Raw genomic sequence first — 23,518 nt, forward strand, 5'->3', positions numbered from 1 at the left:
TTCACGGAGCGCGCGGCGGCGCGCATCAGGTGGTCGTGAGGTCGGTGCGGACGTAGCGCTGTAGATCGGCGTCCCAGCGGGCATGGGTGAGCAGCCGGTTGAAGTCCTCGATGGCGTCCTTGGTGCCGGCGGGGCACGGAGTGAGACCGAGCTCGGGGTCCTCGATGAGCCACCAGTTCCACTCACGGCATTCAGCGGCTCCGACAAAGTCGCCGTTCCAGCGGCTTGCGCACGCGCCGTTGTGGTCGCATGCCGCGCGCTGACACCCGGTGTCTGGGCAGTGCGCGTGGTCGCAGCCCTCTTCGTGGAGCTGGCCGGGTGCGGCGGCGCAGTCCGGGCAGTTGAACAGCTGCGGGTCGTGGTCAGCCATGAAGCAGTTCCCCGGCAGCGAAGGTGTTCTTGGAGACGAGAAGCCCCGGGCGGTCCGGGGGTAGCTCGGTGACCGTCCAGCCGTCGTCGCGCAGCAGATCGGCGTAGGCGGCGACGAGGACGTATTCCTCGGCCTCGATATCGGTGAAGGACCGGCCGTTGAAGACGCTCGGGAACGGGGCGCGGTGGCAGACGCGGGTCTGCGCGGAGCCGGGTGCACCGGGTGAGCACAGAAATCCTGCCGTAGCGACGGCGCCGGTCGTGTCGAATGTGGCTGTCGGGTGGCGTGTCAGGAGGAGCGCGGTCACGGCCGCAGTCACGGCCGCAGTCTCGTCCTCGGATGGATCCGGGGTGTCCATGTGCATCCTCATCCAGTCGGTGGGAGCTGTTCCGGCTCCCTGCCCGCCCCCGGCCCCCGTGGCGGGGTTCGGGAGTGGACAGGCAGAGGTCAGCGTGAGCACGTCGTGGGATGGCGGCGACCGACGGTCACTGCGTGCCGTCGGTGATCTGGTTGTTGGTTCGCCCGAACCCGCGGGTTTCGGTGTGCAGTTCGGTGTGCTGCACGTAGACGGTGCCGGTGTACTGGTTGACCGTGTGGTCGGGCAGGGCGGAGGCGCCGTCGCGGAAGGCGCGCCCGATCATGCGGGCGGCGGCGCCGATCGTGATGAACACTCCGGCGGCGCCCAGGCCGGCGAAGGTCAGCTGCATCGGGCTGACGTTGGACAGTTGCCACAGCACCAGGGAGATGGCGCCGCCGACCGGCAGCGACCCCCAGGTGTAGACGATCACGAGGGTGGCGTGGTCGGTGGCCTTCTGGGACATGGGGGGTCGTCCGTGCTGGGCGAAGGGCACGGCGTTCCCCACGGTGGGTTGGGTCGGCGCGGGTACGACGTCCTTGTACCGGGTGGCGACGGGGGTGGTGCTGCTGTATCCCTCGGCGATCAGTCTGATCGACTCGAACTCTTCCTGAGCCGTCAACTGCCGCCGGGGTCCGTCGTGGTCGCGGAGGTCGGCCATGGGGTGCTCCCTTCTGTTCTGTGGCCGGAGGCGTGGGAACGGCAGCAGGGCGGGCCCGCCGTATGCGGCGGGCCCGCCCTGCTGCTGAGGCGCTCTTACTTGGCGGAGACGTTGTTGACGGTGTCGCTGAAGCCCTTGGCCCCGTTGCCGAACATCTCCTGGACCTTCTCGACGCCGGACGCGCCGAGGGGCGTCATCATCACGAGGATCCAGAAGACCGAGACGACGGCGACCTCCCGCTTGCGGAAGCTGCTGTCTTTCCTCATCCAGATGCCGATGCCGATGGCGACGAGCAGGGCGAGACCCGAGACGGTGAGTTGCATGGTTGATCTCCAACTTTCGTGAGAGGGGGAAGGGGCGGTGGGTCAGGCGTCGAGTCGCTCGACGGTGTGCCAGTCGCGGTCGATCTGGGTCAACTTTCCGAGCCGCTCCAGCCGCCTCGTGGCGTTGGCGACGTTGGGCGGCTTCAGGGAGGTGACCTCCGCGATCTGCTTGTTGCGGCGGGCGCCGCGGTCGACGGCGTGCCAGACGAGCTCGGAACGGCTGGGCGGCACCAGGGCGTCCAGGTCTTCGTCCTCGAGGTCTTCGGCGTCCAGGTTCACGCCGGCCGGGATGGCCGGGACCGGGGCGAGGTCGACGACGGTGGTGTTCTTGCAGCGCTTTTCCTGCTCCTGCTTGACCAGGTCGCGCAGGAACTGTTCTTCCTCGCCGGCGTCCATGTGCCGGTACTCGTCCCGCCGCAGGTAGGCGATGCCGGCAGGGCTCATGTCGGCGATGGCGTCTGCCTCGGCCTGAGTGAGGGTCGGGCGGGGCAGTTCGCGGGCGATGCGCACCGGGTTGGGGTGGAACATCATGCGGGACTGGGTGTACTGGTCGGAGCCGTCGGCGATGTAGCCCAGGCCGCCGGTGCCAGCGCCGTTGGGGAACTTCTCCGGGATCGGCTCCAGACGGAACTTGGGTGTCCTGGATCCGAGCGACATCACGTCGACGTCCGCGCGTGCGGTGCGGAACAGGGCGATGTTGCCGGACTGGAGCATGTCGCGGATGGCGTTGGCGTGCTTGTTGGTTCCGATGGAGTCGAGGTTGGGGATCTGCACGTAGACCCGGGCGCCGATGCCGGCGGACCGGGTCTGGCGGCCCAGGTTGGACACGCTGCCCAGGAGCGGGTTGACGTGGTCCTTGAGTGGGTCCATGACCATCTCGTTGAACTCGTCCCAGGTGACTTGCATCGGGGCGAACGGCTCGCCGGGGACGAAGAAGCTGCGGCCGTCCATGATGTAGCCGTCGGCGTCCTGCCATTGCATCTTCATCTGGGTCGAGAAGCGGAACTTGCCGACGTCGACGCCGGCCTGGCCCATGAGCATGGCGCCGTAGTGGCTCTTGACCATCCAGTCGAGCACGTGGGTCCAGGAGGCGAAGCCGGCGCCGTACTTGCCGTCGGCCAGCCACCCGACGATCCCGTTGATCATCTGGGCGATCAGGAGGGTCTCCTCCAGGCTGCTCTTGCCGGAGCCGGTGGTGCCGGAGGAGAAGGAGTGCACGGCGGACATGCCCTGCTGGCCGGTGAGCCCGAACTTCCCCTCGTTGGGGATCATCAGGCGCCAGCGGGAGGGGTCGCCGTAGATGTCCTTGCCGACCGTGACGTAGCCCCGTTCGTCCATGGCCAGCTGCTGCGGGTCCAGGGGGACGCCGTCCTGGAGCGGGTTGATGGACATCTCGTTGACCTCGATGCGGCGGGCGTCGATCACCCGCAGGTGCAGGTGGGAGACCGCGTCCTCGCCGTCCATGTCCAAGGCCTGGGCTATGGCGAGGGGCTGCACGTCGGCGACCGAGGAGCCCCGGCGCGGCATCAGCAGCTTGAAGCGCCGGCCGAACTCGGTCTCCTCCGCGTCGTACAGCTCGCTGCCGTGGTAGGGGTTGTACTCCTCCCACACGGCCGACAGGTCGTCCATGTCCAGCTCGCCAGTCCTGTTGCGCAGTTTGACGGTGAGCTTGGCGCGGGAAGCCGGCATGTCGTCGGGACGGTAGATGTTGACTCCCCGCGGCGGGACCTCGAACGCGATAGAGACCGCGTCCTGGCCGACGCCGAGGGCGGGCCGGGCGGTGGTGGAGACGATGATCGCGGTCAGCCGGTCCTCGTCAAGACGGACATCGGCGAGGTGGGACGCGGGCAGCGGGCCCTGGTCGCAGGCGATCCACTCGTCCCAGCGGGCCAGGTACCAGTCGATGCCGTCCGGGTGTTCGGCCGCCGCGGGCGATGCCGAATCCGGCAGTGCCCACATCCGCGCCCCCCAGGTCGCCGCGGTGGAGGCGACGAGGAGGCGAGCCCACCAGGGCACGTCGATGTAGCTGCTGGCGGGGATCACCGCGAGAGGGCCGGCCCGCAGCGCCATTTCCGTCGGGCTGTAGCGGCGCCACCAGCCGCGCTCCCAGTCGGGAAGTCCCTTGGCCCAGATGGCGCGCAGCGCCGCGGACCGCTTGCGGTAGGCGTCGGCTTTCGCCGCGCGGACCAGGGCGGCACGGTCGTCGTGGTGGCGCCAGCCGTCGGCGATGCCGATGGTCGGCACGAGCAGGCCGTCGGAGCCGACGGCTGGCCCGTACGCGTGGTCGAGGCCCAGGCGGCGGCGCATGCGGCGGACCCGGCGCCGGTAGCCGCGCCGGCTGCTGCGGGTCATCCAGTCCCACGGCTCTCCCTGCCCGGGCAGCCAGCGCCACGGGCCGGGGTGCATGCCGAGCGCGGCCCAGCCGGCCGCGACTCCGGTGGTGCCGAGGGTGGTGTACAGCAGTGGGTCACCGGACAGCCAGCCGGAGGCGATGCCGAGTCCGGAGCCGACGTACAGGCCCGGGTTGTGCATCTGGGCCATCCGCGCACGCAGTCCGGTCAGCTCCTGGGGAGCGGTCTCTTCCGTCTCTTCCTGGGTGGGTGTGGTCGTGGCCATCCGGTTCTTCTCCGTTTTCAGCGAAGACGAAGGGCGGGACCACGGATTGCGGTCCCGCCCTTCGAGGTGAGGGTGGTGTCTGGTGCCTAACGGGGCTGGATGAACTGCCGGTCGGCCATCTTCACGGTGTGGGTGCGGTTGGCTTCCCGCATCCGGCCGTGCTCCGCTTCGGTCGCTTCCGCCAGGCCCTGGGCGTTGGCCTGCAGGGAGTCGGCGCGGCCGACGATGCCCTGGACGTTGTCCGCCATGGCCTCCGACAGCGTGAAGACCTCCATGTAGGCGGTCGTGGTCGGCTCGTCGACCTCCAGCTTGGTCATCGCCTCGGACAGGTACTTCGCCGATTCGGCGCGGTCGTGGTAGCGCTTCTCCAGCCGCTCCACGGCCCGCTTGGTCAGGGCGGCTCGGACCCCGTACGCCGTCGCCCTGGCCAGGATGGCGGCGACGGTGACGATCGAACCAACAGCCTTTCCTGCGCTCATGGTCAGGCTCCCCTCGTCTCGTAGACCTCGGTGTGGGCGGAGGTGTCCTCGGAGTCGACGGCGTCGCTGATGTACGCCTCGCGTTCGGCGACCTCCTCCATGTCCAGGGCGATGTCGTAGTAGACGCCCTGGCCTGCGATCAGGTGGCCCTTGGCCTGCACGACCTTCTCGTCTTGGGCGATCGTGTTCTTCTTGAGCTCGTCGAGATGGGTGCCCATCCCCTGGTAGTCCTCCAGGCAGCTGGTGACCCAGGCCTGGAGGGACGTCCCGAATCCCGTGGCTTTCATCTGCGCGAGCAGGGTGTCACCGCGTCCGACCTCCCGATCGGCGCGGGCTTTGATCCGGTCGCAGCTCTGCGAGTCCTCCTTGCACATCAGGGAGAGCTCGTCGCTCTCCTCCGCGACGGACTCGTACGTCACCTCTGCTGCCATACGCCCAACTCCTCCACCGGCTGCAGCCGGTTCGCTGTCTCGGATCGGTCCCGACGCGGTGCCTTCGGGCGCCGCCGCCGGGCTTTCGGGTTCGGCGGCCGGGCTTTCGGGCCCGGCTGCCGCGTCTTCGGGTGCCGGCGCGGCGCCTTCCGGGTGCGCCGGGGCTGGCGCGGGTTCCGTTTCGGGTGCGCCGGGCGGTTCCTCGGAGCTCTTCGATTCCGAGGTGTCCTTGGTTTCGGCGGCGGCGGGCTCGGGTTCGACCGCCGCGTCCTTGGTTTCGGGTCCGGCCGTGGCCTCTTCGGGAGCCGGTGAGGCATCCGGTGCGGGAGCCGCGGGCTCCTTCGCCGACGCCTCTGCAGCCCCATCTGGCGGCGTTTCAGGGCCTGTTGAGGGCTCCGGGGCCCCCGGGGAGCCGTCGCCGCCTACGGGAGGCGCTGTGGCCCCCTCAGACGGCTTCGCGGTGCCGTCCGGCTCCGGGGGCTCGGTCTCCTCCTTGGGCCTCTCCAGCGAGACGCCCTTGCCCTTTTCCTTGCCGCTGTCGTCCCCCGCCGTCGGCGGATGCGCCGGGATCGGTGGCGCGTCCGGCGGGAGCGGCAGCGGCTCGTGCACCGGGGCCGGGTCGTCATGGCCCGCGGCGCGGCGGCGCTTGCGGTATTCCCGCAGGGCGCCCCGGCCGGTGTCCTGGCCCCAGGCCACGCCTCGCGCGGCCCACCCTCCGGCGCGGCGCCCCATCGGGGTCGCCACACGCTCGACGCGGGTGTGTCCGCGGTAGCCCGAACGGAACGCCTCCGGCAGCGTGAGCACCTGATCGCGCTCCGAGGCCGGCGGCTCCTTCCAGGGCGAGACGCCCGCCTTGGGTTCGGCCGGCGCAGAGACCCCGTGCTTGTCGGCGATCTTCTGCACGGCCTTCTCGTGCCGCGTCCGTTCCCTCAGGATGTCCCGCTGCGCCGGGGACAGCCCGACCTTTGCCTGCTCGCTCTGCGCGCCCGCCGTGTACACGAGCCATGCGCACGCGAGAAGCAGCAATTCCATTGCTTTCCCCTCACGGTCTGCGACCGGGGGAGTGAACGCCTGCCCTCGTGCGCGTACGTACGCGCGTAGGGGCGGGTCGAGTTCATCTCTCCCCCGGGTGAATGAATGGGTGAACGATCACCATGTGTGACGAACAGTGATCTGCTGGAGGGTGTCGCTCACCTCGCGCCAGGCACGGTTGGCGACCACCGGATCGACCCTCTGCAGCACGCTGCGCAGCCGATCCAAACGCTTGGTGGCGCCCTCCTTGGGCGACCGTTTGTCCGCCCGTTTGATCTCGTCGGTCCAGTACGCAGATCCGCGCGTCGAGTGACGGTCGGTGGTCCGCTGGAGGGTGTCGACGACCTCTCGCCAGGCGCGGTCGGCGACCGACGGGTCAGCCTCCTTCAGCAGTCCGCGCAGCCGGTCCAGCCGCCTGGTCGCACCCGCCTTGGGAGACCGCTCGTCCGCCCGTCTTACCTGTTTTGTCCAGTACGCGGTTCCGCCCACGTCTTCGTGATCCTCCGTTCGATCGCTGGGTCATACGGGGTCAAAACGGCCGGGCGGCTCACAGGCTGCGATGCCCGATCTCCCGGCCGCTGTTTGTGCTGGTCACCCCCCGATTCAGCTTCCTGACGGGCAGGTTGGGTGAGAGGGTGGGACCCGGCGCTTCGGCGCCTTCACCGTGTCCCCGAGGTGTTGACGTCATCTCGGGGGCCGGTGGAACCGTCGACGCAGTTCGTACAGGCCGCTACGCAGCCTTGTAGCCGCTGGCGAGGAGTTCGGCGGCCTCCTGGCGGTACCGCGAAGCGGTGTCGGTGGACGACACGGCCATCTCGCGCTGGATGTCGGCGAGCAGCACCTGGTCTGCGTTGCCACCTGCGGCGATGACCATCCTGGCGACCTTGCGGACCGCACGCTCGCGCGGCGTGAGCTTCGCGGCGTCCTCGATTTCGATCGCCCGCCGCTCGACTTCGGCAGCGGCGAGCCGCTTTTCGGCGGCGGCCATCGCGGCTTCGGCCTCGCGCTGCCCGGCTTCCTCCACGTTGGCCCGGGCAACTGCCGCACGCTCTTCTTCCTCCGCCGCCAGCCGGTCGGCTTCGACGACGCGGCGCCGCGTTTCGGCGGCGGCCAACTCCTCTTCGGCTGCGGCCTTGTCGGCTTCGGCTGCACGCTGGCGGGCCTCGGCGGTGGTCGCCGTCTCGATCGCCTGAGCCTCCTCCGCGGCGACCCGGTCGGCCTCCTCCGTAGCCCTCCGCATCTCGGCGGCCTCCGCCTCCAGTTCGGCCGCGCGCACGTCGGCGGCGGCCTTCGCCTCACGCGCCTCGGACTCCTGGCGCTCCGCCTCCGCCTGGCGGGCCCGGGCCTCGAGGATGACGGCGGTCTCCAACTCCTGCTCCTCCCGCTGAGCGGCCCGCTCAGCGGCGCTGACCTGGGCGCGAGCGTGTGCACGGGCCTGGCCCGTCTCGCCCTCCACACGGGCGCGGATGGCTTCGAGCTGGCCATCGGCCTCCAGGCGCCGGCCTTCAGCCTGCTTCTGCTCGATCTCCCGGCGGGTGGCCGCCTCCAGGCGCCGGCGCTCGGCTTCCTCCGCCCGCTTCTCCGCCTCGCGTTCCTGCTGTTCAGGCAGCGCGAGCGCCTCGGAGACGGTATAGCCGTAGGCAGCCATCTTCATCGGCAGCCGCTCGTCCTCAGTCGCCTTGCTCAGATCGCCGTTGTACTTGCGTGTGAGCCACTGCTTGTAGGCGATGAGCTCCTGCTCACGCCGGACCATCTCCGGGTAGCTGGTGACCCCGTTCAGCCTCATCCGGCGGTAGAACTTCGGGGTGGCGAGCGGGGAGAGGATGAAGCGGTGCAGCGGGATCCGGTCAGTCGCAGTTCCCGCCTCCAGCCTGGCCTTTTGGATGATCAGGCGGCGAGCGGCCTCCACCCCGACCACAAAGAGGACCGGCATGACGCCGTGCGAGGCGGCCTTGACCAGATCGGCGGCGATCTGGCCCTGTGAGCTGGCGTTGAACCAGATCGTCGCGCCCGTCATGCAGTGCGCGGCCAGCCTCAGCAGCGGCCACGGGGTGCCCTTGCGGATCAGGTAGAGGTCCAGCGCGAGGAACGCGATGATCGACGCGTCCACACCGACCGGGAACCAGGGCGCGAGCCGCTCGCTGAACCCCCAGCTCAGGGCCACCTTTGCCAAGGTGCTGTAGGACATGGCGAAGCCAATGCCGCCGACCACCGTGCCGCCGATCGCGGCAACGAAGGACAGGGCGGTCATCAGGCGGTCGCGCTTGGGCTTGATCGGCTTCCGCTCTTCCGCGCTCGAAACGGTCCCGCGTGCATCCGAAACGAAATCGGCTGCCTCCGAAGCGGGGGTCCGCGCGTGCGAAACGGGGGTCTCGTGTGCCGCCTTCTGCGGCACTTCGGTGATCGTCATGATGGCCTCCGGAAGGGGCGGTTCAGGGTGTGCTCGAAACAGTGAGGGCCGCTCCCGAAACGGCAGTCGCCGGAGCCGAAACGAGCTCCGAGGCGCCGACGCGCCCCCGAAACCGGGCTATGGCGAGAGGCCATCCCGCCCGGGACGGACGCGGGTTCCGGGGAGCGTCGACAGGTGGGGGCGAAACAGCCGGCAGTTCCTGGAGAGCGGGCACGAAGCTCAGGCTTCGGCGGGGGACTGCACACCGGGCCGGGCACGAAATGGTCCTGCTGGGAGAGCAGGAGGGCCGACCTCCCACGGAGGAGGTCGGCCGTGGAGCGCAGGATCGAGGGAACGCCCCTGCAACTCCCCGCCGTCCCCGCCCAGGTGGTCGGCGGGGGCGACAGGCAACACAGGGAAGCAGGTCAGTTCTGGCCGTCCGGGCGCTGCTCCGTGGGCCGATCGGTGCCGAAGAACTGCCGGATGAACGGCTGCTTCGGGTTGGCGACCAGGACGAGCGCGGTGCCGCCGAACACGACCAGGACGAGGAGGAGCGCGATCGGCATGACAGATGGCCTTCCGTGGTCGGATCGCCGTGGAGCCGCGATCAGAGGAGTGCCGCCCAGGTCGAGGCGTACTCGTCGATTTCGGCCTCGGTGACCGAGAGCTTCACAGCGGCGGCGCGGAGGTTCGAGCAGAGCTGGAGGAAGTCCTCGGGCGGCTCGACCTTCTCGCGGCGCATTGCCGCGCACCGGCCGGTCGCCATGGCCGCGAGCAGCCGGGCGTGATGCCGCTGTGCGTCGTCGGTGTCCAGGCCGTGCTCATCTTCGGTGCCCGTCGGGTACAGGTGGCTGTCCGCGATCGGCCAGCTGACGACCGTGATGAGGGCGGACTCGGTGGCGGCCATGCGCGTGATGACGCTGTCACGGCGGGCGGCCTGCTCGGTTCCGAACGCCGCGATCGGCCGGCCCCGGAGCAGGAGGTGCACCTGGCTGCGGTCCGGCCACGGCTCCTGCACGGGCAGCGGGTACAGCGAGTACGGCATCGGCCCGGGCATCTCGGAGCAGCTGCGGTCCTGGCACCAGCCCTCCGGGGGAGCGCCGTCGGCATGGGCTTGGCGCACGGCAGCCTCGCTCCAGCGGTGCACGGAACGGATCTGCCCCTGGTGAACGTAGACGTGCACGTAGGGAAGGCGCGCGCTCTCCCCGCTCTCGGCCGCGGCCGGAGGTGACTCCGGTTCGACGGAGGCGGTGGGGGACGTGCTGTAAGGCTCGCCGCTGTGCAGCCGCTTCACATCGAGACCGAGGCCCTGGGCGTGCCGGACGAGCGAGGCGGCGATGTCGAGGATGGCATCCCGCTGCCGGGCGTCCGGCTGGGTGAGCGTCGCCGCGATCTCGGCCCCGGCCTGTCGGGCGTCCTCCAGGTCCTCGGCCGTGCGCGCGGCGTCGTCCTTCCCGCTCTGCGCGTTCTTCAACTTCGCGCGGAGGTCGGCGAGTTCGGTTTCGAGGCCGGGAATCCTCTCGGCCTCGGTCACCGCCTCCTGGAAACGACGGTGGGTGCCGCTCGTGATGACACGGAGCATGGTTCTCCCCCTTATACCTGTGGCCGTGCCGTCCGGGCTGTCCGGCTCTCTTCGACCCCGTCCGTGCCGGCGCCGGGCCGGAACGGACGGGGGAGACAGCCGTCAGACCGACGGGTGGTCCGCAGGAACGTTGGCACGGTCGCGGTCCGAGGCCAGGGCGAACCGGTGCATCGCCGCGGCCGCGCTGGTCTTCCCGCTGCCGGACGTGCCGCCGATGAGCACGCTGGTGTCCGCGAAGCGGATGGAGAGGGGAGCGGGCGTGTCCGTGGGCCGGTGCGGCGCGATGACCCGTCCGTCGGGCAGCAGTTCACCCGTGTCCTCGAAAACGACGGACCCGTTGCACAGCAGGCTCCATCCCTGCTCCGGGTGACTGGCAATGACGCGGGCCGCCTCGCGATCGGGACTGTCGGCGGTCGGGCAGAGCGGGGTGTGGTTGCACGGGGTGTTCGCGACCATCGGGGATCTCCCTGAGGATGTCGGAGGGGTGTGGGTCCAGGAGCGGCCGCACCACGGTCTGGCGCGGCCTGGTCCCTGCGTTCTCCGCCGCCACCGGGCCAACGAGGGGCTGGTCCGGTGGCGCCCGGGCAGCGCAGGGCTGCAGGTGGCGGGACAGTCAGGCGCTGGTCTGCCGGGCGCGGTTCCGGGCGGCGCGGCGCCTCATGGCCCGGCGCTCGTCCTCGCTGAACCCACCCCAGACACCGGAGTCCTGGCCGGACTCGACCGCCCACTGCAGGCACTGCTCGATCACCGGGCAGCGGCGGCATACAGCCTTCGCCTCCTCGATCTGCAGCAGTGCCGGGCCGGTGTTGCCGATCGGGAAGAACAGCTCGGGGTCTTCGTCCCGGCACACCGCGTTGTGACGCCAGTCCATGTGATTCCTCCGTGAAGTAGTCGAGAGGCGCTGGCCAACAGGACGGCCAGCACCAGAGTTGAGGGACTTGCTGAGCCCGTTCGGGCGGATGGGGGGCGGGCGCGAGGTGATCTCCGGCCCTGTCGGGCGCGAGGGCAACGCCGGAGGGGGCTGACCTTCCTCGCGCCGCCCCCCGTACAGCGGCGGTGCTACTCAGCTCGGCTGACGCGGCACCTGATCATCTTTGCGAAGGATGGCTCCGGCGACGGCTCGACGGACCAGCCGTCCGTGAGCGCGGCAAGGATGCCCAGCCCCCTGCCCGACTCCGCCTCGTCACTGTCCAGCGCGGCCTCACCGCGGTGCGGCTGCCCCGGGACGGTGTCGTGCACGATCACCTCAATGCCCGGCGAGCCGACCAGCGCGGCGTACACCTCGACGACCAGCGGGACGTCCACGTCCGGGCCACTCGCCCGCACCGCATTACCCACCAGCTCGGAGACCACAAGCTCCGCGGACTCCGCAAGGCTCGCGTCCGCGCCGTACGACGCCGGCATCGACCGGGTCAGCCTGCGGACGCCGCTGACGGCCTCGCGGGACGCCGTCAGGTCAGCGCGGAAACCGCGCTCGCGCTCGCTCACCATCAGTCCCGGCACCGGATCGGGAAGCAACGGCCTCTCGTCCACGGCCACGGCGTGCAGGGTGCCGGTGCCGTAGACGGTGGCGGTCACCGCCTCCCACCCCTCTTGTCTTCCTCCCGGGCGCGGCGCAACGCCTCGTCCTCCTGGCTCGGGTTACCGTCCCCCTGCGCACTGATCGGCCCGGGGGATGTCATCATGTTCTCCAACAAGGTCGTGTTCCTCTCGCGATGAACTTCAGCGGCCGACAACGGCCCCGGGGTGCATCCCGGGGCCGTCCTTTTTGGTTTTGCACAGCTGCGGGTGGCCTCCCCTGGTAGAGGCCACCCGCAGCGGGACTGCGGACCGAAAATGGTCCTGCTGCCCCCTGCCATCGCCGCTCGTCACGCGGGCGGCGATCGCAGGTAGCCCAGGAGGGAGTTCAGGTCTGAGGAATCTGCGCCTTGCGCTGGGTGTCTGTGCGGGTCACGCCCCGTTGGACTCGGCGCCACTGCGCAGCGCGTTGCCGGGCCTGGACTCGCTCCGCCTGCCGTTCCGCCCGCTGCTTCTGTTCCTGGGCAAAGCGGGAGGAGGCTTCTGTCTCGCCCAACCAAATCTCCAGTTCCCGGCCTTTCTCGCACCGGGCGCCGCTCCGGCACTGGGGGCAGGCGTCGCGGTGGAGCGCAATAGCTGTGCGGGCCCGTTCCAGCACGGCGGGCAGCCGCGGCGTCGACTCCTTGAGGGCCGTCGCGAAGCGGCTGACAGGCGGCGGGGTCACGTTCCCTGGCTTGCGATTAACGCGGTTGGAGCGGCGCCCTGTCACCGTGGCATCCGCTTCCGCGACCTGACGGGCCCATTCAGCGAGGTCCACATCGATCTCGACTCGGCGGGCGCTGCCCGGACAGCGGGGTCCGTTCTTGCCGCGCTCGGTGCGCTCCAAGTGGTGCGGCCAGACGACGTTGCGACGGAGCAAGTGCCACTCCTGGCACTCGGGACAGACGATGGAGCGGCGCTCACCTTCACGAAGCTGGACGTGGTGGGCGGGGATCGTGCTGATCTTCAGGGCAGGGCGGGACGTATCAGGTTTCACGCAGGCTCCCACGGGCAGCGGCCTCGAAACGACGGGAAGCGGATGAAGTCTCCGCAGCTCAGGCCCCATTCGGACCCTGAGCATGTGGACACCGCATCGCGGTAGAAGGGATGGTGCTCCCGCTCGGTGAGGGATCTCGTGGTTCGTCACCTCGGACACGAGCGAGCTATTCAGATGTGAGCCCGGCAAACCGGGCAGCTCAGCGCCACATCGCATCGACAGAGCGTTATGGCTATCGCTATTGGACCCCGCAGCCTTGCGCGATGTCAATAGCGATAGCTATAACTCTGGAACACGCTCGATGTCGCACGAGGGCCGGTTGATATGGCTAGCTCTAGACTTGGCCACGCCAGCTCAGGGGAAAGGTGACCTCGATGTCCGTCTCGTACCGCGATATCGCCGCCGAACTGCGGCAACAGATCATCGAGGGGCGGTACCAGCCGGGCGAAAAGCTGCCGATGTTGACGGAGCTTCAGGAGCAGTACCGAGCTGGCTACCAGACCGTGCGTAGCGCGATCGCGCTGCTGGAGCAAGAAGGTCTGGTCGTCGCGATCCGCCGACGAGGAACGATTGTGCGCGAGCGTCCTGAGAGACGAAGGGTCACCAGGTCGCGGCAGGTGTACCGCGACGAGATCGGCTACTACTTCGATCCGACGGCCCAGGGTTGGGTTGCCGTCCAGACTCCAGCCGTTCGATGGGGAACGGTCCCTGTCGACCTCGCTCCAGTCTTGGGCGTGGACGTGGGTGCCGAAGTGCTGATGCGCGCTCGCGTGATGGGCGATCCTGAGACGAAGAAGGCCAAGCAGTTGGCCACGAGCTACCTCCCGGCAGATATCGCCCAGGGAACCCAACTTGCCGAGCGCGACACCGGCCCTGGTGGCATCTACGACCGGCTGGAGGAGATGGGCCACGGCCCTCTGGAATGGACAGAGTCGGTGAGCGCCCGCATGCCCTCTCCAGAAGAGGCCCAGGTGCTGGGTTTGCCCGCCGACGTGGGGGTCCCGCTGCTTCGCGTTGTGCGAGTAACAACCTCTCCCAGCGGGCGGGTAGTCGAGGTCAACGACACCGTCATGTCCGCTGAGGAGTTCGAGATCGGCTACTCCATCAGCCGCAGCCCCAGCGCCCAGCTGACTAAGGACGGCAATGAGTCGGCCTGACCGTCCTACGGCGTTCGACATGAGGCTCCCCGACCAGGATTCGCGTGACTGGATCAACGAGAACCAGCTTCCGGCCCAAGGCCCGTGAGCGAGATGCCCCCGCGTAGCAGTGGTGTGGACTCAGCGTGGCAATACAGCCTCATCCGCCTGGCCAAGGACCGCCAAGGAGGTGTCTAGTGATCGCTGTGGAGCAGTGGACAGGTGAAGAGGGGCTGCTGCTGCGGTCGGTGAAGCGCCAGTCCGTCCGCGACTTCGCTGACGACCTCGGCATCAGCCCCCGGACGGTCTCGCACTGGAAAGAGGATCCAACTCGCGAATGCCGTCCCCATATGGCACAGATCCTTGATGCCGCACTCGCCCGGTGTACGCCGGAAGAGCAGGAAGCGTTCCGCTTCCGGCTCGCGGCACTGCGCGGGGAGCCTGTTAGTGCGCCTGGGGCTGACGCAGCCCAGCCAGCACCGTGCACCGTTGTGTCGTACAAATTCCTGCCGGTGTACCTAGGCGATCGACTCGGCTCGCTCTACGCTGCCGGGGCGCCCCGACCGTCGGGCCCCGGAGGGCTTGAGCAGCGGGTTCTGCCCGGGGAGCATCGGACGGCGCACGCCTCCACAGTCCACATCTTCGCCTGCGGGATCGCGTTGGCGCTTCTGGAAGAACACCAACGCGTTGGCTCGCTGACCGAGTTGGCTCTGTGGCGCTACCGGTCGTACTTAACGGATCGGGCCTGGGCCGGTCAGCGCATGACGCACCTGTTGGAGCAACACTCTGGCGGGAAGGCGGTTGATCCGTCGCCGGATCCGGAGTACGTCCTGTCCGTATACGAGTTGCGTGATCACTCGTGGACGAAGACGGGGCTCGATCCCGCCTTGCAGCTGCTGACCACACCATCGGTCCTCGTTAACCGGCAGGACCCGCAGAACATCAGGCCTCTCGGTGCCGGCGTTGAGCACGCAAAGTTCCACGACGGCTGGGCACACCCGGAAGCCGTGGCCTTCGACGGCGGTGCCTCGAGGGGAGTGGCTGGCTGGTCCGGAGTGTCCTATCACCCGCAGACGGACGAGCGTGCCCTGACGACGAGCCAGATCGTTTCCCTGGAGTTGGACGTCCAGGCGCTGTGGGCGCTGTCGTCACACATCCTGCGCATGATCGAGGAAGGACAGGACCCCGTTATGCCCCCGGCGTACGGGTGGCGTTTCCTGCGCGGCGCATACGTACGGCTGACCACCGCCCGGCCGACGGAGACCGCCCAGCATCGGGTGATGCGCGAGGCGATCCTGGCCACGAGCGAACTCCCTGATCGGCTCCGCGCCGCCCAGGATGCACTGCGAGACAGCAACCCATAACAGACATATATATGGAAGGCGGACTGAGTGGAACTTCGTTCGGCAGCGCTGCTGGTCATCGACGTCCAGCAGGGCTTCGTCAACCGGCACAGCCGTGGTGTTCTCCCCGCTATCGCGCGGCTCGTTGAGGGCTGGCAGGCAGCAGGTGCACCCGTAGTGTTGACCAGGTTCCACAACACACCCGGATCGCCGTACGAAATGATCACCGGATGGACCCGGCTGCGCTCCTCCGAGGAACAGTCCCTCGCCGCCGAGCTCGCACCGTTCGCTGATGCCGCGACCGCCGTCATTGACAAAGACCAGGCTTCCGTATTCACATCCGAGGGCACGCAGCTCATCCGGGACGCGGGCTGGACCGACCTGGTGCTATGCGGCATCGACACGGACGCCTGCGTGTACGACTCAGCCCGAGACGCCTATCACCAAGGGCTCCGGCCGTGGATCGTCACCGACGCCTGCGCCTCCACCGGAGGTCCCCAGTACCACGATGCAGCGCTGCTCATGGCAGCCCGAAACATCAGTGCGGACCACCTGGTCACCAGTGAGGTCGTCCTGTCTCAAATCCACGGAAACACGGGGGAGTACGCGTGAATACACAATCATGTGACACGGATGTCCTCGTGGTCGGCGCGGGCCCGGCCGGGGTAGCGGCCGCGGTCATGGCGGCCAGCCTCAACCTGCGGACCACGGTCGTGGAGGCTGGCCCGGTGGGCGGCAAGCTGCACCGGATCGGTGCCCTGGAGAACGTCCCGGGCAGTTGGTCGACCGGCCCCCAACTGGCCGAGGCCCTGGCCTCAGACCTGGGACGCCTGGAGAAAGCCGGGCGATGCACGCTCGTGCAAGGCCTCGCCGCGAGGGTCAGTGGGCACGACGACCGGGCCGAACTCGCCCTCGCCGACGGCCGCGTGCTCTCTGCGGAGTTCGTCGTGGTCGCCACGGGCGTGACCGACTTGGCCCCGGCCGACGCCGAGTGGATAACCGCTTCCGACGAGTTCTCCGCTCCACCGCTGTGGCGCGCCACTCCGCAGGACCTCACCGTGCGAACGTACGTTCTCGGTGCTGATCGTCCGCTCGGAACTTGGCTGCGAGCGCACCCGGATGTGACGACGACCCTGCACGTGCTGTGCCCACCAGCCGACACATACAAGGCGACCGAAGTCGAGGACGACGGCCGCGTACGGCTCGTGCCCATCTCGCACACAACGATTACCAAGCCCTCGTACGGCGGCGGCTGGACGGTCGAGGTCGAAGGCCACGATGGGGCCAAGACCATCTACGCCGCCACGTCGGTGCTCAACAACCTCGGCAACAAGCCGGCGGCTGTGACTGGGCTCGTGTCTGCCGAGGATGGCTACTGCCCACCCGACAAGCAGCACCGGCGCATCCGGATCGCCGGCGACATCCGGTCCGCGCGCTACCAGCGCATTGCCACCGCACATGGATCGGGCGCCGAGGCCGTGCTTGCCTACTACTACGACACCGCGCTGCCCAATGGGGGTGGGATTCGGTGACCCTCCCGAAAGGCTGCGCAGCACGCTGCACCTGCCATCAGCGGTCAGCTCGCGCCGACGGCGAACGGAGCCACCAGGTGACCCTGCGCGCTTTGGCGCGGTTCAGGCTCCTGCCTGGCGAGGCCAGCTGGCCGAAGGGCGTCCAGGGCGGCGTGGAGGGTGCGCGAGTCACGGTTCCACCGTTTGGGCGCAATCAGCTTGAGCCGCGGTGCCTCGGCCGGGGACATGACCTGGCTCATGCAGTCAACGACTGGGACGAGGCCAAAATTGTGAGTGAAGAGCAAGACCGGCTTCTTCGCAACCAGGGAGCGGAGTTCGAGGCGAGCTACTGGTCCGAGGACGTGGACGCGGCTGCCGAGTCGTTTGGGTCGTCCGATGACGACGAGGCCGTCGAGCTGGTCTGCGAGCGTGTCCCAGTCGTACGGGGATTCCCCGAAGGCGGAGCGGTAGTGGAGGAGTTCGACTCCGCCAGGCAAGTCCTCGGTGATGCGCTTGAGCCATCGCTCCCAGTTGGAGTCGTTGACGGTCTTGGGAGCGGCGCTGACGTAGACGCGGACCGGCGTGTCGGGGCGTCGCTCTGCGGCGATGCGGTTCATGGCCGCGGTGTAGCGGCGCTGCTGCTCAGGGCGAGCGAAGGTCTCCACGTCAAGGTGATCATCGTTCCTGGGCTTCTGCGTCGCGTGCATACCGCTCATCATGCCCGGGCGGTGCCTCATCTGTGGAGCGGGGCAGGTAGTCGGGGAGTTCTGGCGCTCTGTCAGGAGGCCCATGTCTGTTGGCGACACGAGGGGTACCGGGGTGTCGTTGTGGGATCTCAGAGGGGTACCGTGTCCGTGAATAAGATCCATATGGACATGGTTAAGCCCCGCGAGGCTGCACTCCGGGGCACGGCCGCAGACCTATCCAGGGAAGGTCTCGACGCGATGAAGGGTACCCGTACCCTCCGACAGACACACACCAAGGCACCCGCCGTGGCAGCGATGACTCGTACGTCGCTCCGGCTGGGTGCCTGTTTTGTCTTCCCGCGCCAGTCCGGCTGCGGGCGCACCTCTGCCCCGGAGGGGGGCGAGATGTCGTAGCCGTCTGTGGCGGCGCCCGTTGAACGGGGCTTCGAGCCGCCGGGACGCCCGGCCACCCAGGTGATTAGCGGTCACCTCGGCTATGGCGTCCCATCTGCCACCGGGTGGGCTTAGCGGGCCCTCCCGAAGGACCTGTCCTTCCGGTTAGCAGCCGGTCGAACAGTTCGATCTTGGTTCGCTCCAGAACCTACGAAGCGCCAAAGGGCCCTTCGTTATGCCCACCTCGATATCGAAGCGAGGCACTCTCCAATGTTGCAGCATTGCGCTGCCCTTTGTCAGCCCATCCATGCCCGGTTGGCGCATTTTGTACCGTCTTCCGCATCACAGTTTCCCCATCAGCCGACCACTTCGCCATGCGAGCCGGCTGGAGCAGCGCCCTGCGCGCTGCCCGCCGAGGTGTCCAGGTGAGCGCCGCGGCCCTGACTGGCGGACACCGGTCGTCGCGTCGTCGTTGGCTGCATGCGGTTCCGAAGACTGCCGATCCGGTTGTGGAGGGTGGTTCGGGGCGTCCGCTGACGCTCGGCCGGGCTAGTCGCGCTCGCTTGGCGACCGACGTGCGGGCTGTGCCTGTTCTGGAGGCGGGAGAATGAGCGGCGTTGCGGGGTCGGCCGCGTTGGCGCCGATGTTCCTCGACGATTCCGTGGTCGATGCTCCCGTGCGTCCCGGGCGGCGGGATGGTCTGCGACTGTTGCCAGGTGGGGGCCTGGATGACGCGCTTCGGTTGGGTCGGGGGATGCGGCTGCGGTTGCTGGCCGCGATCCGGGCTCTGCTGGCGGATCCTTCTCTGACTGGTCTCGGGGACGCGGCGCGGTTGGCGACGGTGGTGCTGTACGCGAAGTCGCGGGCGCTGGAGGGTCGCAAGGACGATCTGCAGTCGTACATCTGGGGTGCGGAGCTGGGCCGGTGGCTCGGCATGACGGAGTCGACGGTCCATCACGATGTGCTGCCCGTGCTGCGAGAGACCAACGCCCTGCACACCCGGATGGTCACCAACGATGAGGGGCACCCGGTCGGTCTGGACTGCCTGGTCATGCCACTGTGGCGGGCGCACCAGGACGAGGGAGCGGCTCACCCGCTGGCGCTGTCGAAGGTGGAGCTGGCGGTACTGCTGCGCCTGCTGGAGGCATTGTTCGGACCTGGTTGGACGCCGACGGACAAGGAGCCCACGCCACCGGGGCTGCTGGCCGACCGTATCGGCAAGGGGGCGGCGACCGACCGGCTCGGGCTGCTGTTGATGGTTCTGAATACCCGGGCGTCCGGCTGGCTGCAGCTGTGTGGCGGCTCGGTGCGGAAGAAGGAGGGGCGCGGGGCTGCAACGCTGTCGCGGCTGCTGGGGTGCTCGCCGTCCGGGGCGCGGAAGGTGCTGGCCCGGTTGACGAAGGCCGGTGTGGTCTCCCGTGGGCGGAAGGCCACGGTGACGCGGATGAACGGCCGTGGCCGGGTCATGTTGCTGCCCGTCGCTCGCGCGTACGGACGGATTCCGGCTCTCATGGAGGCCGTCCAGGGCTCTGAGCCCGTGTTTTCGGAGCGTCCCGATGGTGCAGGCGGAGATCTTGGTCCTGGTCAGGACGCCAATGCCCTTGGTACGTCTCGGGTTTGTGGTGCTAGGCCGGCTGTGGAGGCGGGGGATCTGGAGCGTCCCGATGGTGCAGAGTTCCACGCAGTCCACGCTTCTGTGGTTACTCCCGTCTCTTCTCCGCCGCTCTCTGTGGGTTGTTCCGGCGAAGGCCGTGGGGGTAAAGGCCGTCGGCCGGAGCGCGTGTGCGTGCGCGAGGACCAGGCCGCGGGTGGCGAGGACGCCGTTGCCGAGTCTGCGTTGTCGGTGGCGGAGGTCGGCCCGCTCCGCGGGGAAAAGCCTGGCAAGTCCGCGGTTGATGAGCAGGGTGGGCAGCGTGCTGCCGAGGTACAGCCCGGTGGTCGGCAGAAGGTCGTGGCGAGTAGAAAGATGCGGCAGCAGGGGAGGGTGGACCTTCCCGACGATCTTGGTCTGCGGGTAGCCCTGGGGCCGGTTGCGTGGCTGTGGGCGGGGCTGAACCGCTGGCAGCAGGACCAGGTCGTGGCGGCTGTGAACGCCGAGCTGGAGCGGCTGAAGGACCTGTTGATGCAGCCGGAGGGTGCGCCTCGGCTGCTGGCCGACCGGCTCACTGACCGGCTGGAGGAGACCGGTGGTGAGGCGCGGGTGAGCAGCCCGTTCGGCTGGATCACGCGGCGGGGCCTGGTTCAGCGGCCGGCGTGCTCGGATGTGCGCTGTGACGACGGGATCCGGCTGGACACTGGCGGTGACTGCGACAATTGCGGCAACGTGATCCACATCCGTCGTGCTCGCCGGGTGCGGATCGCGGCCGACATCGACCGGGAGCTGCCCGGCATCGGTGCGGCGGAGCGCCGTCAGGTCCTCGAGGACCGGTTGCGTGAGCACGCCGTGGCGGAGGCGGAGGACTTCGTGTGGCGCCGTGAGCAGGCGCTGGTGGAGCAGGCGCGGCGGGAGACGGCTCGTGCGGCTGCCCGGGAGCGGGGGGAGCGCGAGCGCCAGGAGGCGGCGGCCGCCGAAGGGGTACGGCAGTTGCTGCCGTGCGAGGACTGCGGGCAGGGCCGGTCGGCCGGGCTGTGCGAGGCGTGCGGTCTTCGGCGCCGGACCGAGGCGGCGATCGTGGAGGCCGGGCTGGTCGCAGCGACCTGGGCGGCCGACCTGGACGACGCTGCCGACGTCGCCGCGGTGGCCACGCACGTCCGCTCGACGCTGGAGGCCGATATCGAGGCCACCCACCAGCAGTTCCTTGAGCTGATGGAGCCAGGCGAGTTGGAGGCGGACCGGGTCGCGGCGGCGTCCGTGCTCGCGTTCAACGCCCTCCAGGTGGTGGAGCAGGCGCTGCCGGAGTACCGCAGCAGCGCGCTCGGGCGGCTGGGCAGCACGGAGGAGGCCGAGGAGGAAGCCCGCCGGGCGTACAGGACCGAGCAGAACCGCAGGTGGTTCCGCGCGAACCCAAACGGCGCAGACGCGGTCGCCGCCGCGACGAAGGCCGCCGACGCCGCCCGGGAGCGCACTGCTGAGTACCTGTTCACGGTGCGGCTGGAGCAGCTACGCGAGCGGACCGCGGACCGAACCGGGCAGGCGGCGGCCGCGCCGTGGTCGGTACGGCTGACCGAGCTGGCCCCGCGCACACTGGACGGCGAGACGGCTGGGGCTGTGATCGCGTGAGCAGCGAGCAGAGCGGGTCGACCTCGCACGCCAGGCCCGTGGCGTGCGACGGGGACACCGGCCGCCTGGACGTCGTCCCCGAGGCTCCCGTGTACGGCACGAAACTGCGCTGGAGCGCGCCGAAGCTGATTTCGGCTGTCAATACGACGGTGCAATTCGCGCTCCCGTGTCAGTCCCCGCTGTCACACTGCAACCGTCCCCATTGCGGGGGTGACTGACCTGATCGCCGACGAGAGGACCGATGCGTGGCGGCCGACTGGGACGCACTGGACTGGACATGCCCCACGTGCGCGGCTTCGCGCATGAAGTCGTGCACCACGAAGGACGGCCGCCCCCGGCCCACGCACCTCGCCCGCCGCCTCACCTCGATCCTGCTGCAGTTCGCAGTACGCCGCGGCCGCGGCCAGCCGCCCGCCGAACGCGCCCAGATCGTACGGTCCCTAACCGCGGCCCAGGAGTCGGACACGTCCGCCCGCGAGGGCTACCTGTGGCACCAGGCCGCCGACGAGCTGTACCTGTGGGACCAGGTGGTGGCTGCGGCCGGCCGGCACGCGGCGGCCGCCGTCGAGGGCCACCTCGACGGCGACGAACTCCGCGACGCAGCCCAGCAGGCCGCACACCGCATCACCCAGGCACGAGACCTCCTGCACGAATGGCACAGCGAGCGCGCAGAGTATCCGCTCGACGAAGCACTCCTGGCGGGTGTGCTGCGCCCCGCGCCGAGCCTGCTCGCCCGTGCCCGGCGCCGCGGCGACCTTCAGCGACTTGAAGCCGACCTCGCGCGCCGGCCCGTGCACCTCGATCGGCCGGGCGGCACCTGGGCAGCGACGTGGCACAGCGACGGCACCCTGACCGCGCACCGCGACGACGGTCTTTGTGTGCACGGCTGGAGCGCCACCCCCGGCGCAGCCGAGCAAGCCCTGCAGTCGTTCGAGGCCACCAGCCGCCACCGCCCACAGATCACCCTGACCTTGCACGGCGAACGGCCAGAAGCCCCCGCCGCGGGCAGTGACCCACCCGGCATCGATCGGGTGGATGTCCTGCGCGCCTTCGATGCCGACCGCGCCGCGCTCGACGCCACCGTCGCCGCGATCACCCAACTTCAGCGGGCCTGGCCCGAGCACGAGATCAGCGATCGGGTGCGCGCGGCCACCACCCAGCTCCAGACCAGTGCGCCACAGTCGCCGCATTTCAACCTCTACAACCGCCAGAGGGAGCACGACTGGGCAGCCAGCGAGAGCGCCGCCTGGGTGCGTACCGACGCCATCGTGCATGCCATCGATGAGCTCTGGGGCGACTTCGACCGGTCCGAGGCGTCTCGCGGCCCCAGCTGGATACCCCGCGCCACCCGCGAACTACTCACCACCAAGCCCGAGCAGCTTGCCGCGTTCCTCCGCCACCACCTTGCCGAGGAACCCGCAATCTCCCTCAGTGTCATCAACGGACCGGCTGGACCGCTCTACAGCGTCTCCATGGGCGGCGCCCATCGCACACACCTTTTTCGGATCTTGGGCCTGCCCTGGATGATCGCGAAGCTCTATGCCCGCATCCCACCCCGCCGGTTCGACGTCGCTTCCGTCATCGACACCGCCAAGGGCATGACCGAGGTCGAGCGCGTCGGGCGCGGCTGGCACACCCTGCTCGAGCGCGGCCTCCTCCACGGCCGCATCCGCTACGAAGGCGCCTTCGCCGTGCTCGACCTCGACCACGCCCGCGCGCCGTGGCTGCTCGGCGACGCCGCCCTCGCCAGCGCCTACAACACGGCCTACGAGCGCGTGTACCCCGGCGCGCTGACCGAACTGGGCATCCCCGCCACCGCCTTGACCGGCCGCAAAGCCTGGGAGCAGTGGCTGTACGGCTGACGACCACCAACAACGCGGCATGGACCATCGGCGTATGCCTGTGACTGGTCGCGATAGATCGTTGTTGGCACTCGCTCGCGGTGGTCGGCCCATCTGTCACCTGGACCAAGGTGTCTGCCGGTCAATGGCCCCCCGCACCCCGACGGCCGTGCCGACGAGGCGCCGGTGTCATCCACCTCGACTAGGTGTCATGGGTGAGGAGCGACGTCACGTTCATGCACCGCATCATGGGGCTGCCATAGGCCCTGCTGGCGGAGGCAGCCGCTGACGTTTGACGAGCAGCGGTTCTGAGCGTCTCCAGGCTCGCCCCTGCCTGCGGCGATCCTCGGCGCCCGTTGCGGAGCACAGCACGGCATGGGGCTGGACGCCGCTGGGTGATCGAGCGCAGTTTGCACGGCGAGAGTCCGGCCAGCCGTACTGCCTTCTGGAGGTAAGCTCCACCGGTCTGAAGGCAGTACGGTGCCGGACTCCTCCCCCGTGATTCCGGGGACGACTTGTGGCCCACCCCACGAGGAGCCTCGGCCCCACCACGGGTTTCCGGGAGGCGGTTCCAGCGAGTTCTGGTCCTACCCACC

The 23,518-nt window shown here is 69.2% G+C and carries 21 protein-coding genes and 1 pseudogene; 6 read left to right on the forward strand and 16 right to left on the reverse strand.

What is annotated here, in order from left to right; genetic code table 11:
• Positions 1-25: 25 nt before the first annotated feature.
• From CES90_RS12165 to CES90_RS12235, 15 genes and pseudogenes are all read right to left on the reverse strand, one after another.
• Positions 26-370 (reverse strand): hypothetical protein, encoded by a 345-nt coding sequence (locus CES90_RS12165; protein WP_189784820.1) that lies wholly within the window; start codon positions 368-370, stop codon positions 26-28.
• Entirely contained in the window at positions 363-689 is a 327-nt protein-coding gene (locus tag CES90_RS12170) for a hypothetical protein (protein WP_229914031.1), read from the reverse strand. The genes CES90_RS12165 and CES90_RS12170 overlap by 8 nt, the downstream gene beginning before the upstream one ends.
• A gap of 166 nt (positions 690-855) precedes the next feature.
• Positions 856-1,386, reverse strand: coding sequence for a hypothetical protein (locus CES90_RS12175; RefSeq protein WP_189784818.1), 531 nt, complete (start codon positions 1,384-1,386; stop codon positions 856-858).
• Between the two features lie 95 nt (positions 1,387-1,481).
• Entirely contained in the window at positions 1,482-1,709 is a 228-nt protein-coding gene (locus tag CES90_RS12180) for a hypothetical protein (protein ID WP_189784817.1), read from the reverse strand.
• 42 nt (positions 1,710-1,751) lie between these two features.
• Complete coding sequence (locus CES90_RS12185; RefSeq protein ID WP_189784816.1) at positions 1,752-4,325, reverse strand: hypothetical protein; 2,574 nt, start codon at positions 4,323-4,325, stop codon at positions 1,752-1,754.
• Between the two features lie 86 nt (positions 4,326-4,411).
• Positions 4,412-4,804 carry a hypothetical protein gene (locus CES90_RS12190; protein WP_189784815.1) on the reverse strand — a complete coding sequence of 131 codons (393 nt, stop codon included), beginning with the start codon at positions 4,802-4,804 and terminating at the stop codon, positions 4,412-4,414.
• Between the two features lie 2 nt (positions 4,805-4,806).
• A complete protein-coding gene (locus CES90_RS12195; RefSeq protein WP_189784814.1) occupies positions 4,807-6,267 on the reverse strand; it encodes a hypothetical protein in 1,461 nt (486 codons plus the stop codon).
• Between the two features lie 117 nt (positions 6,268-6,384).
• Positions 6,385-6,756 (reverse strand): hypothetical protein, encoded by a 372-nt coding sequence (locus tag CES90_RS12200; RefSeq protein WP_189784813.1) that lies wholly within the window; start codon positions 6,754-6,756, stop codon positions 6,385-6,387.
• Positions 6,757-6,997: 241 nt separating this feature from the next.
• Positions 6,998-8,677, reverse strand: a complete 1,680-nt coding sequence (locus CES90_RS12205) for a DUF2637 domain-containing protein (RefSeq protein WP_189784812.1) — start codon at positions 8,675-8,677, stop codon at positions 6,998-7,000.
• Positions 8,678-9,081: 404 nt separating this feature from the next.
• Entirely contained in the window at positions 9,082-9,222 is a 141-nt protein-coding gene (locus CES90_RS12210) for a hypothetical protein (RefSeq protein ID WP_189784811.1), read from the reverse strand.
• Positions 9,223-9,263: 41 nt separating this feature from the next.
• Complete coding sequence (locus CES90_RS12215; RefSeq protein ID WP_189784810.1) at positions 9,264-10,238, reverse strand: hypothetical protein; 975 nt, start codon at positions 10,236-10,238, stop codon at positions 9,264-9,266.
• Between the two features lie 267 nt (positions 10,239-10,505).
• Positions 10,506-10,694 (reverse strand): annotated as a pseudogene (locus CES90_RS49450) (DUF5999 family protein); the annotation flags it as partial.
• A 157-nt stretch (positions 10,695-10,851) separates the two neighbouring features.
• Complete coding sequence (locus tag CES90_RS12225) at positions 10,852-11,109, reverse strand: WhiB family transcriptional regulator (protein ID WP_189784808.1); 258 nt, start codon at positions 11,107-11,109, stop codon at positions 10,852-10,854.
• A gap of 188 nt (positions 11,110-11,297) precedes the next feature.
• Entirely contained in the window at positions 11,298-11,816 is a 519-nt protein-coding gene (locus tag CES90_RS12230) for an ATP-binding protein (protein ID WP_189784807.1), read from the reverse strand.
• 328 nt (positions 11,817-12,144) lie between these two features.
• Complete coding sequence (locus CES90_RS12235) at positions 12,145-12,792, reverse strand: hypothetical protein (RefSeq protein ID WP_189784806.1); 648 nt, start codon at positions 12,790-12,792, stop codon at positions 12,145-12,147.
• Positions 12,793-13,166: 374 nt separating this feature from the next.
• Here CES90_RS12235 and CES90_RS12240 point away from each other — a divergent pair, with 374 nt between their 5' ends.
• The 4 genes from CES90_RS12240 to CES90_RS12255 all read left to right on the forward strand — a co-directional run bounded on the left by CES90_RS12240 (position 13,167) and on the right by CES90_RS12255 (position 16,803).
• On the forward strand, positions 13,167-13,949 hold the full coding sequence (locus CES90_RS12240; protein ID WP_189784805.1) for a GntR family transcriptional regulator: 783 nt from the start codon (positions 13,167-13,169) through the stop codon (positions 13,947-13,949).
• A 176-nt stretch (positions 13,950-14,125) separates the two neighbouring features.
• Positions 14,126-15,292, forward strand: a complete 1,167-nt coding sequence (locus tag CES90_RS12245) for an XRE family transcriptional regulator (protein WP_189784804.1) — start codon at positions 14,126-14,128, stop codon at positions 15,290-15,292.
• 27 nt (positions 15,293-15,319) lie between these two features.
• Positions 15,320-15,883, forward strand: coding sequence for an isochorismatase family cysteine hydrolase (locus tag CES90_RS12250; protein ID WP_189784803.1), 564 nt, complete (start codon positions 15,320-15,322; stop codon positions 15,881-15,883).
• The gene (locus CES90_RS12255) at positions 15,880-16,803 is read left to right on the forward strand and encodes an FAD-dependent oxidoreductase (protein WP_229914030.1); all 924 of its coding nucleotides are present in this window, start codon (positions 15,880-15,882) and stop codon (positions 16,801-16,803) included. Before CES90_RS12250 ends, CES90_RS12255 begins: the two co-directional genes overlap by 4 nt.
• Positions 16,804-16,847: 44 nt before the next feature.
• Here CES90_RS12255 and CES90_RS12260 read toward each other — a convergent pair whose 3' ends face one another.
• Positions 16,848-17,489 carry a hypothetical protein gene (locus CES90_RS12260; protein ID WP_189784802.1) on the reverse strand — a complete coding sequence of 214 codons (642 nt, stop codon included), beginning with the start codon at positions 17,487-17,489 and terminating at the stop codon, positions 16,848-16,850.
• Positions 17,490-18,468: 979 nt separating this feature from the next.
• Between CES90_RS12260 and CES90_RS12265 the strand changes: the two genes are divergently transcribed.
• Positions 18,469-21,081 carry a hypothetical protein gene (locus CES90_RS12265; protein ID WP_189784801.1) on the forward strand — a complete coding sequence of 871 codons (2,613 nt, stop codon included), beginning with the start codon at positions 18,469-18,471 and terminating at the stop codon, positions 21,079-21,081.
• Positions 21,082-21,383: 302 nt separating this feature from the next.
• Positions 21,384-22,943 carry a hypothetical protein gene (locus CES90_RS12270; protein ID WP_189784800.1) on the forward strand — a complete coding sequence of 520 codons (1,560 nt, stop codon included), beginning with the start codon at positions 21,384-21,386 and terminating at the stop codon, positions 22,941-22,943.
• The last annotated feature ends 575 nt before the right edge of the window (positions 22,944-23,518 follow it).

This window comes from Streptomyces capitiformicae, from assembly GCF_002214185.1.
Lineage (GTDB): Bacteria > Actinomycetota > Actinomycetes > Streptomycetales > Streptomycetaceae > Streptomyces > Streptomyces capitiformicae.

Coding starts and splice junctions, on each gene's coding strand:
- CES90_RS12165 (WP_189784820.1), bottom strand. CDS start 370: ATGGCTGACCACGACCCGCAGCTGTTCAACTGCCCGGACTGCGCCGCC.
- CES90_RS12175 (WP_189784818.1), bottom strand. CDS start 1,386: ATGGCCGACCTCCGCGACCACGACGGACCCCGGCGGCAGTTGACGGCT.
- CES90_RS12180 (WP_189784817.1), bottom strand. CDS start 1,709: ATGCAACTCACCGTCTCGGGTCTCGCCCTGCTCGTCGCCATCGGCATC.
- CES90_RS12185 (WP_189784816.1), bottom strand. CDS start 4,325: ATGGCCACGACCACACCCACCCAGGAAGAGACGGAAGAGACCGCTCCC.
- CES90_RS12190 (WP_189784815.1), bottom strand. CDS start 4,804: ATGAGCGCAGGAAAGGCTGTTGGTTCGATCGTCACCGTCGCCGCCATC.
- CES90_RS12195 (WP_189784814.1), bottom strand. CDS start 6,267: ATGGAATTGCTGCTTCTCGCGTGCGCATGGCTCGTGTACACGGCGGGC.
- CES90_RS12205 (WP_189784812.1), bottom strand. CDS start 8,677: ATGACGATCACCGAAGTGCCGCAGAAGGCGGCACACGAGACCCCCGTT.
- CES90_RS12210 (WP_189784811.1), bottom strand. CDS start 9,222: ATGCCGATCGCGCTCCTCCTCGTCCTGGTCGTGTTCGGCGGCACCGCG.
- CES90_RS12215 (WP_189784810.1), bottom strand. CDS start 10,238: ATGCTCCGTGTCATCACGAGCGGCACCCACCGTCGTTTCCAGGAGGCG.
- CES90_RS12225 (WP_189784808.1), bottom strand. CDS start 11,109: ATGGACTGGCGTCACAACGCGGTGTGCCGGGACGAAGACCCCGAGCTG.
- CES90_RS12240 (WP_189784805.1), top strand. CDS start 13,167: ATGTCCGTCTCGTACCGCGATATCGCCGCCGAACTGCGGCAACAGATC.
- CES90_RS12260 (WP_189784802.1), bottom strand. CDS start 17,489: ATGCACGCGACGCAGAAGCCCAGGAACGATGATCACCTTGACGTGGAG.
- CES90_RS12265 (WP_189784801.1), top strand. CDS start 18,469: ATGAGCGGCGTTGCGGGGTCGGCCGCGTTGGCGCCGATGTTCCTCGAC.
- CES90_RS12270 (WP_189784800.1), top strand. CDS start 21,384: ATGAAGTCGTGCACCACGAAGGACGGCCGCCCCCGGCCCACGCACCTC.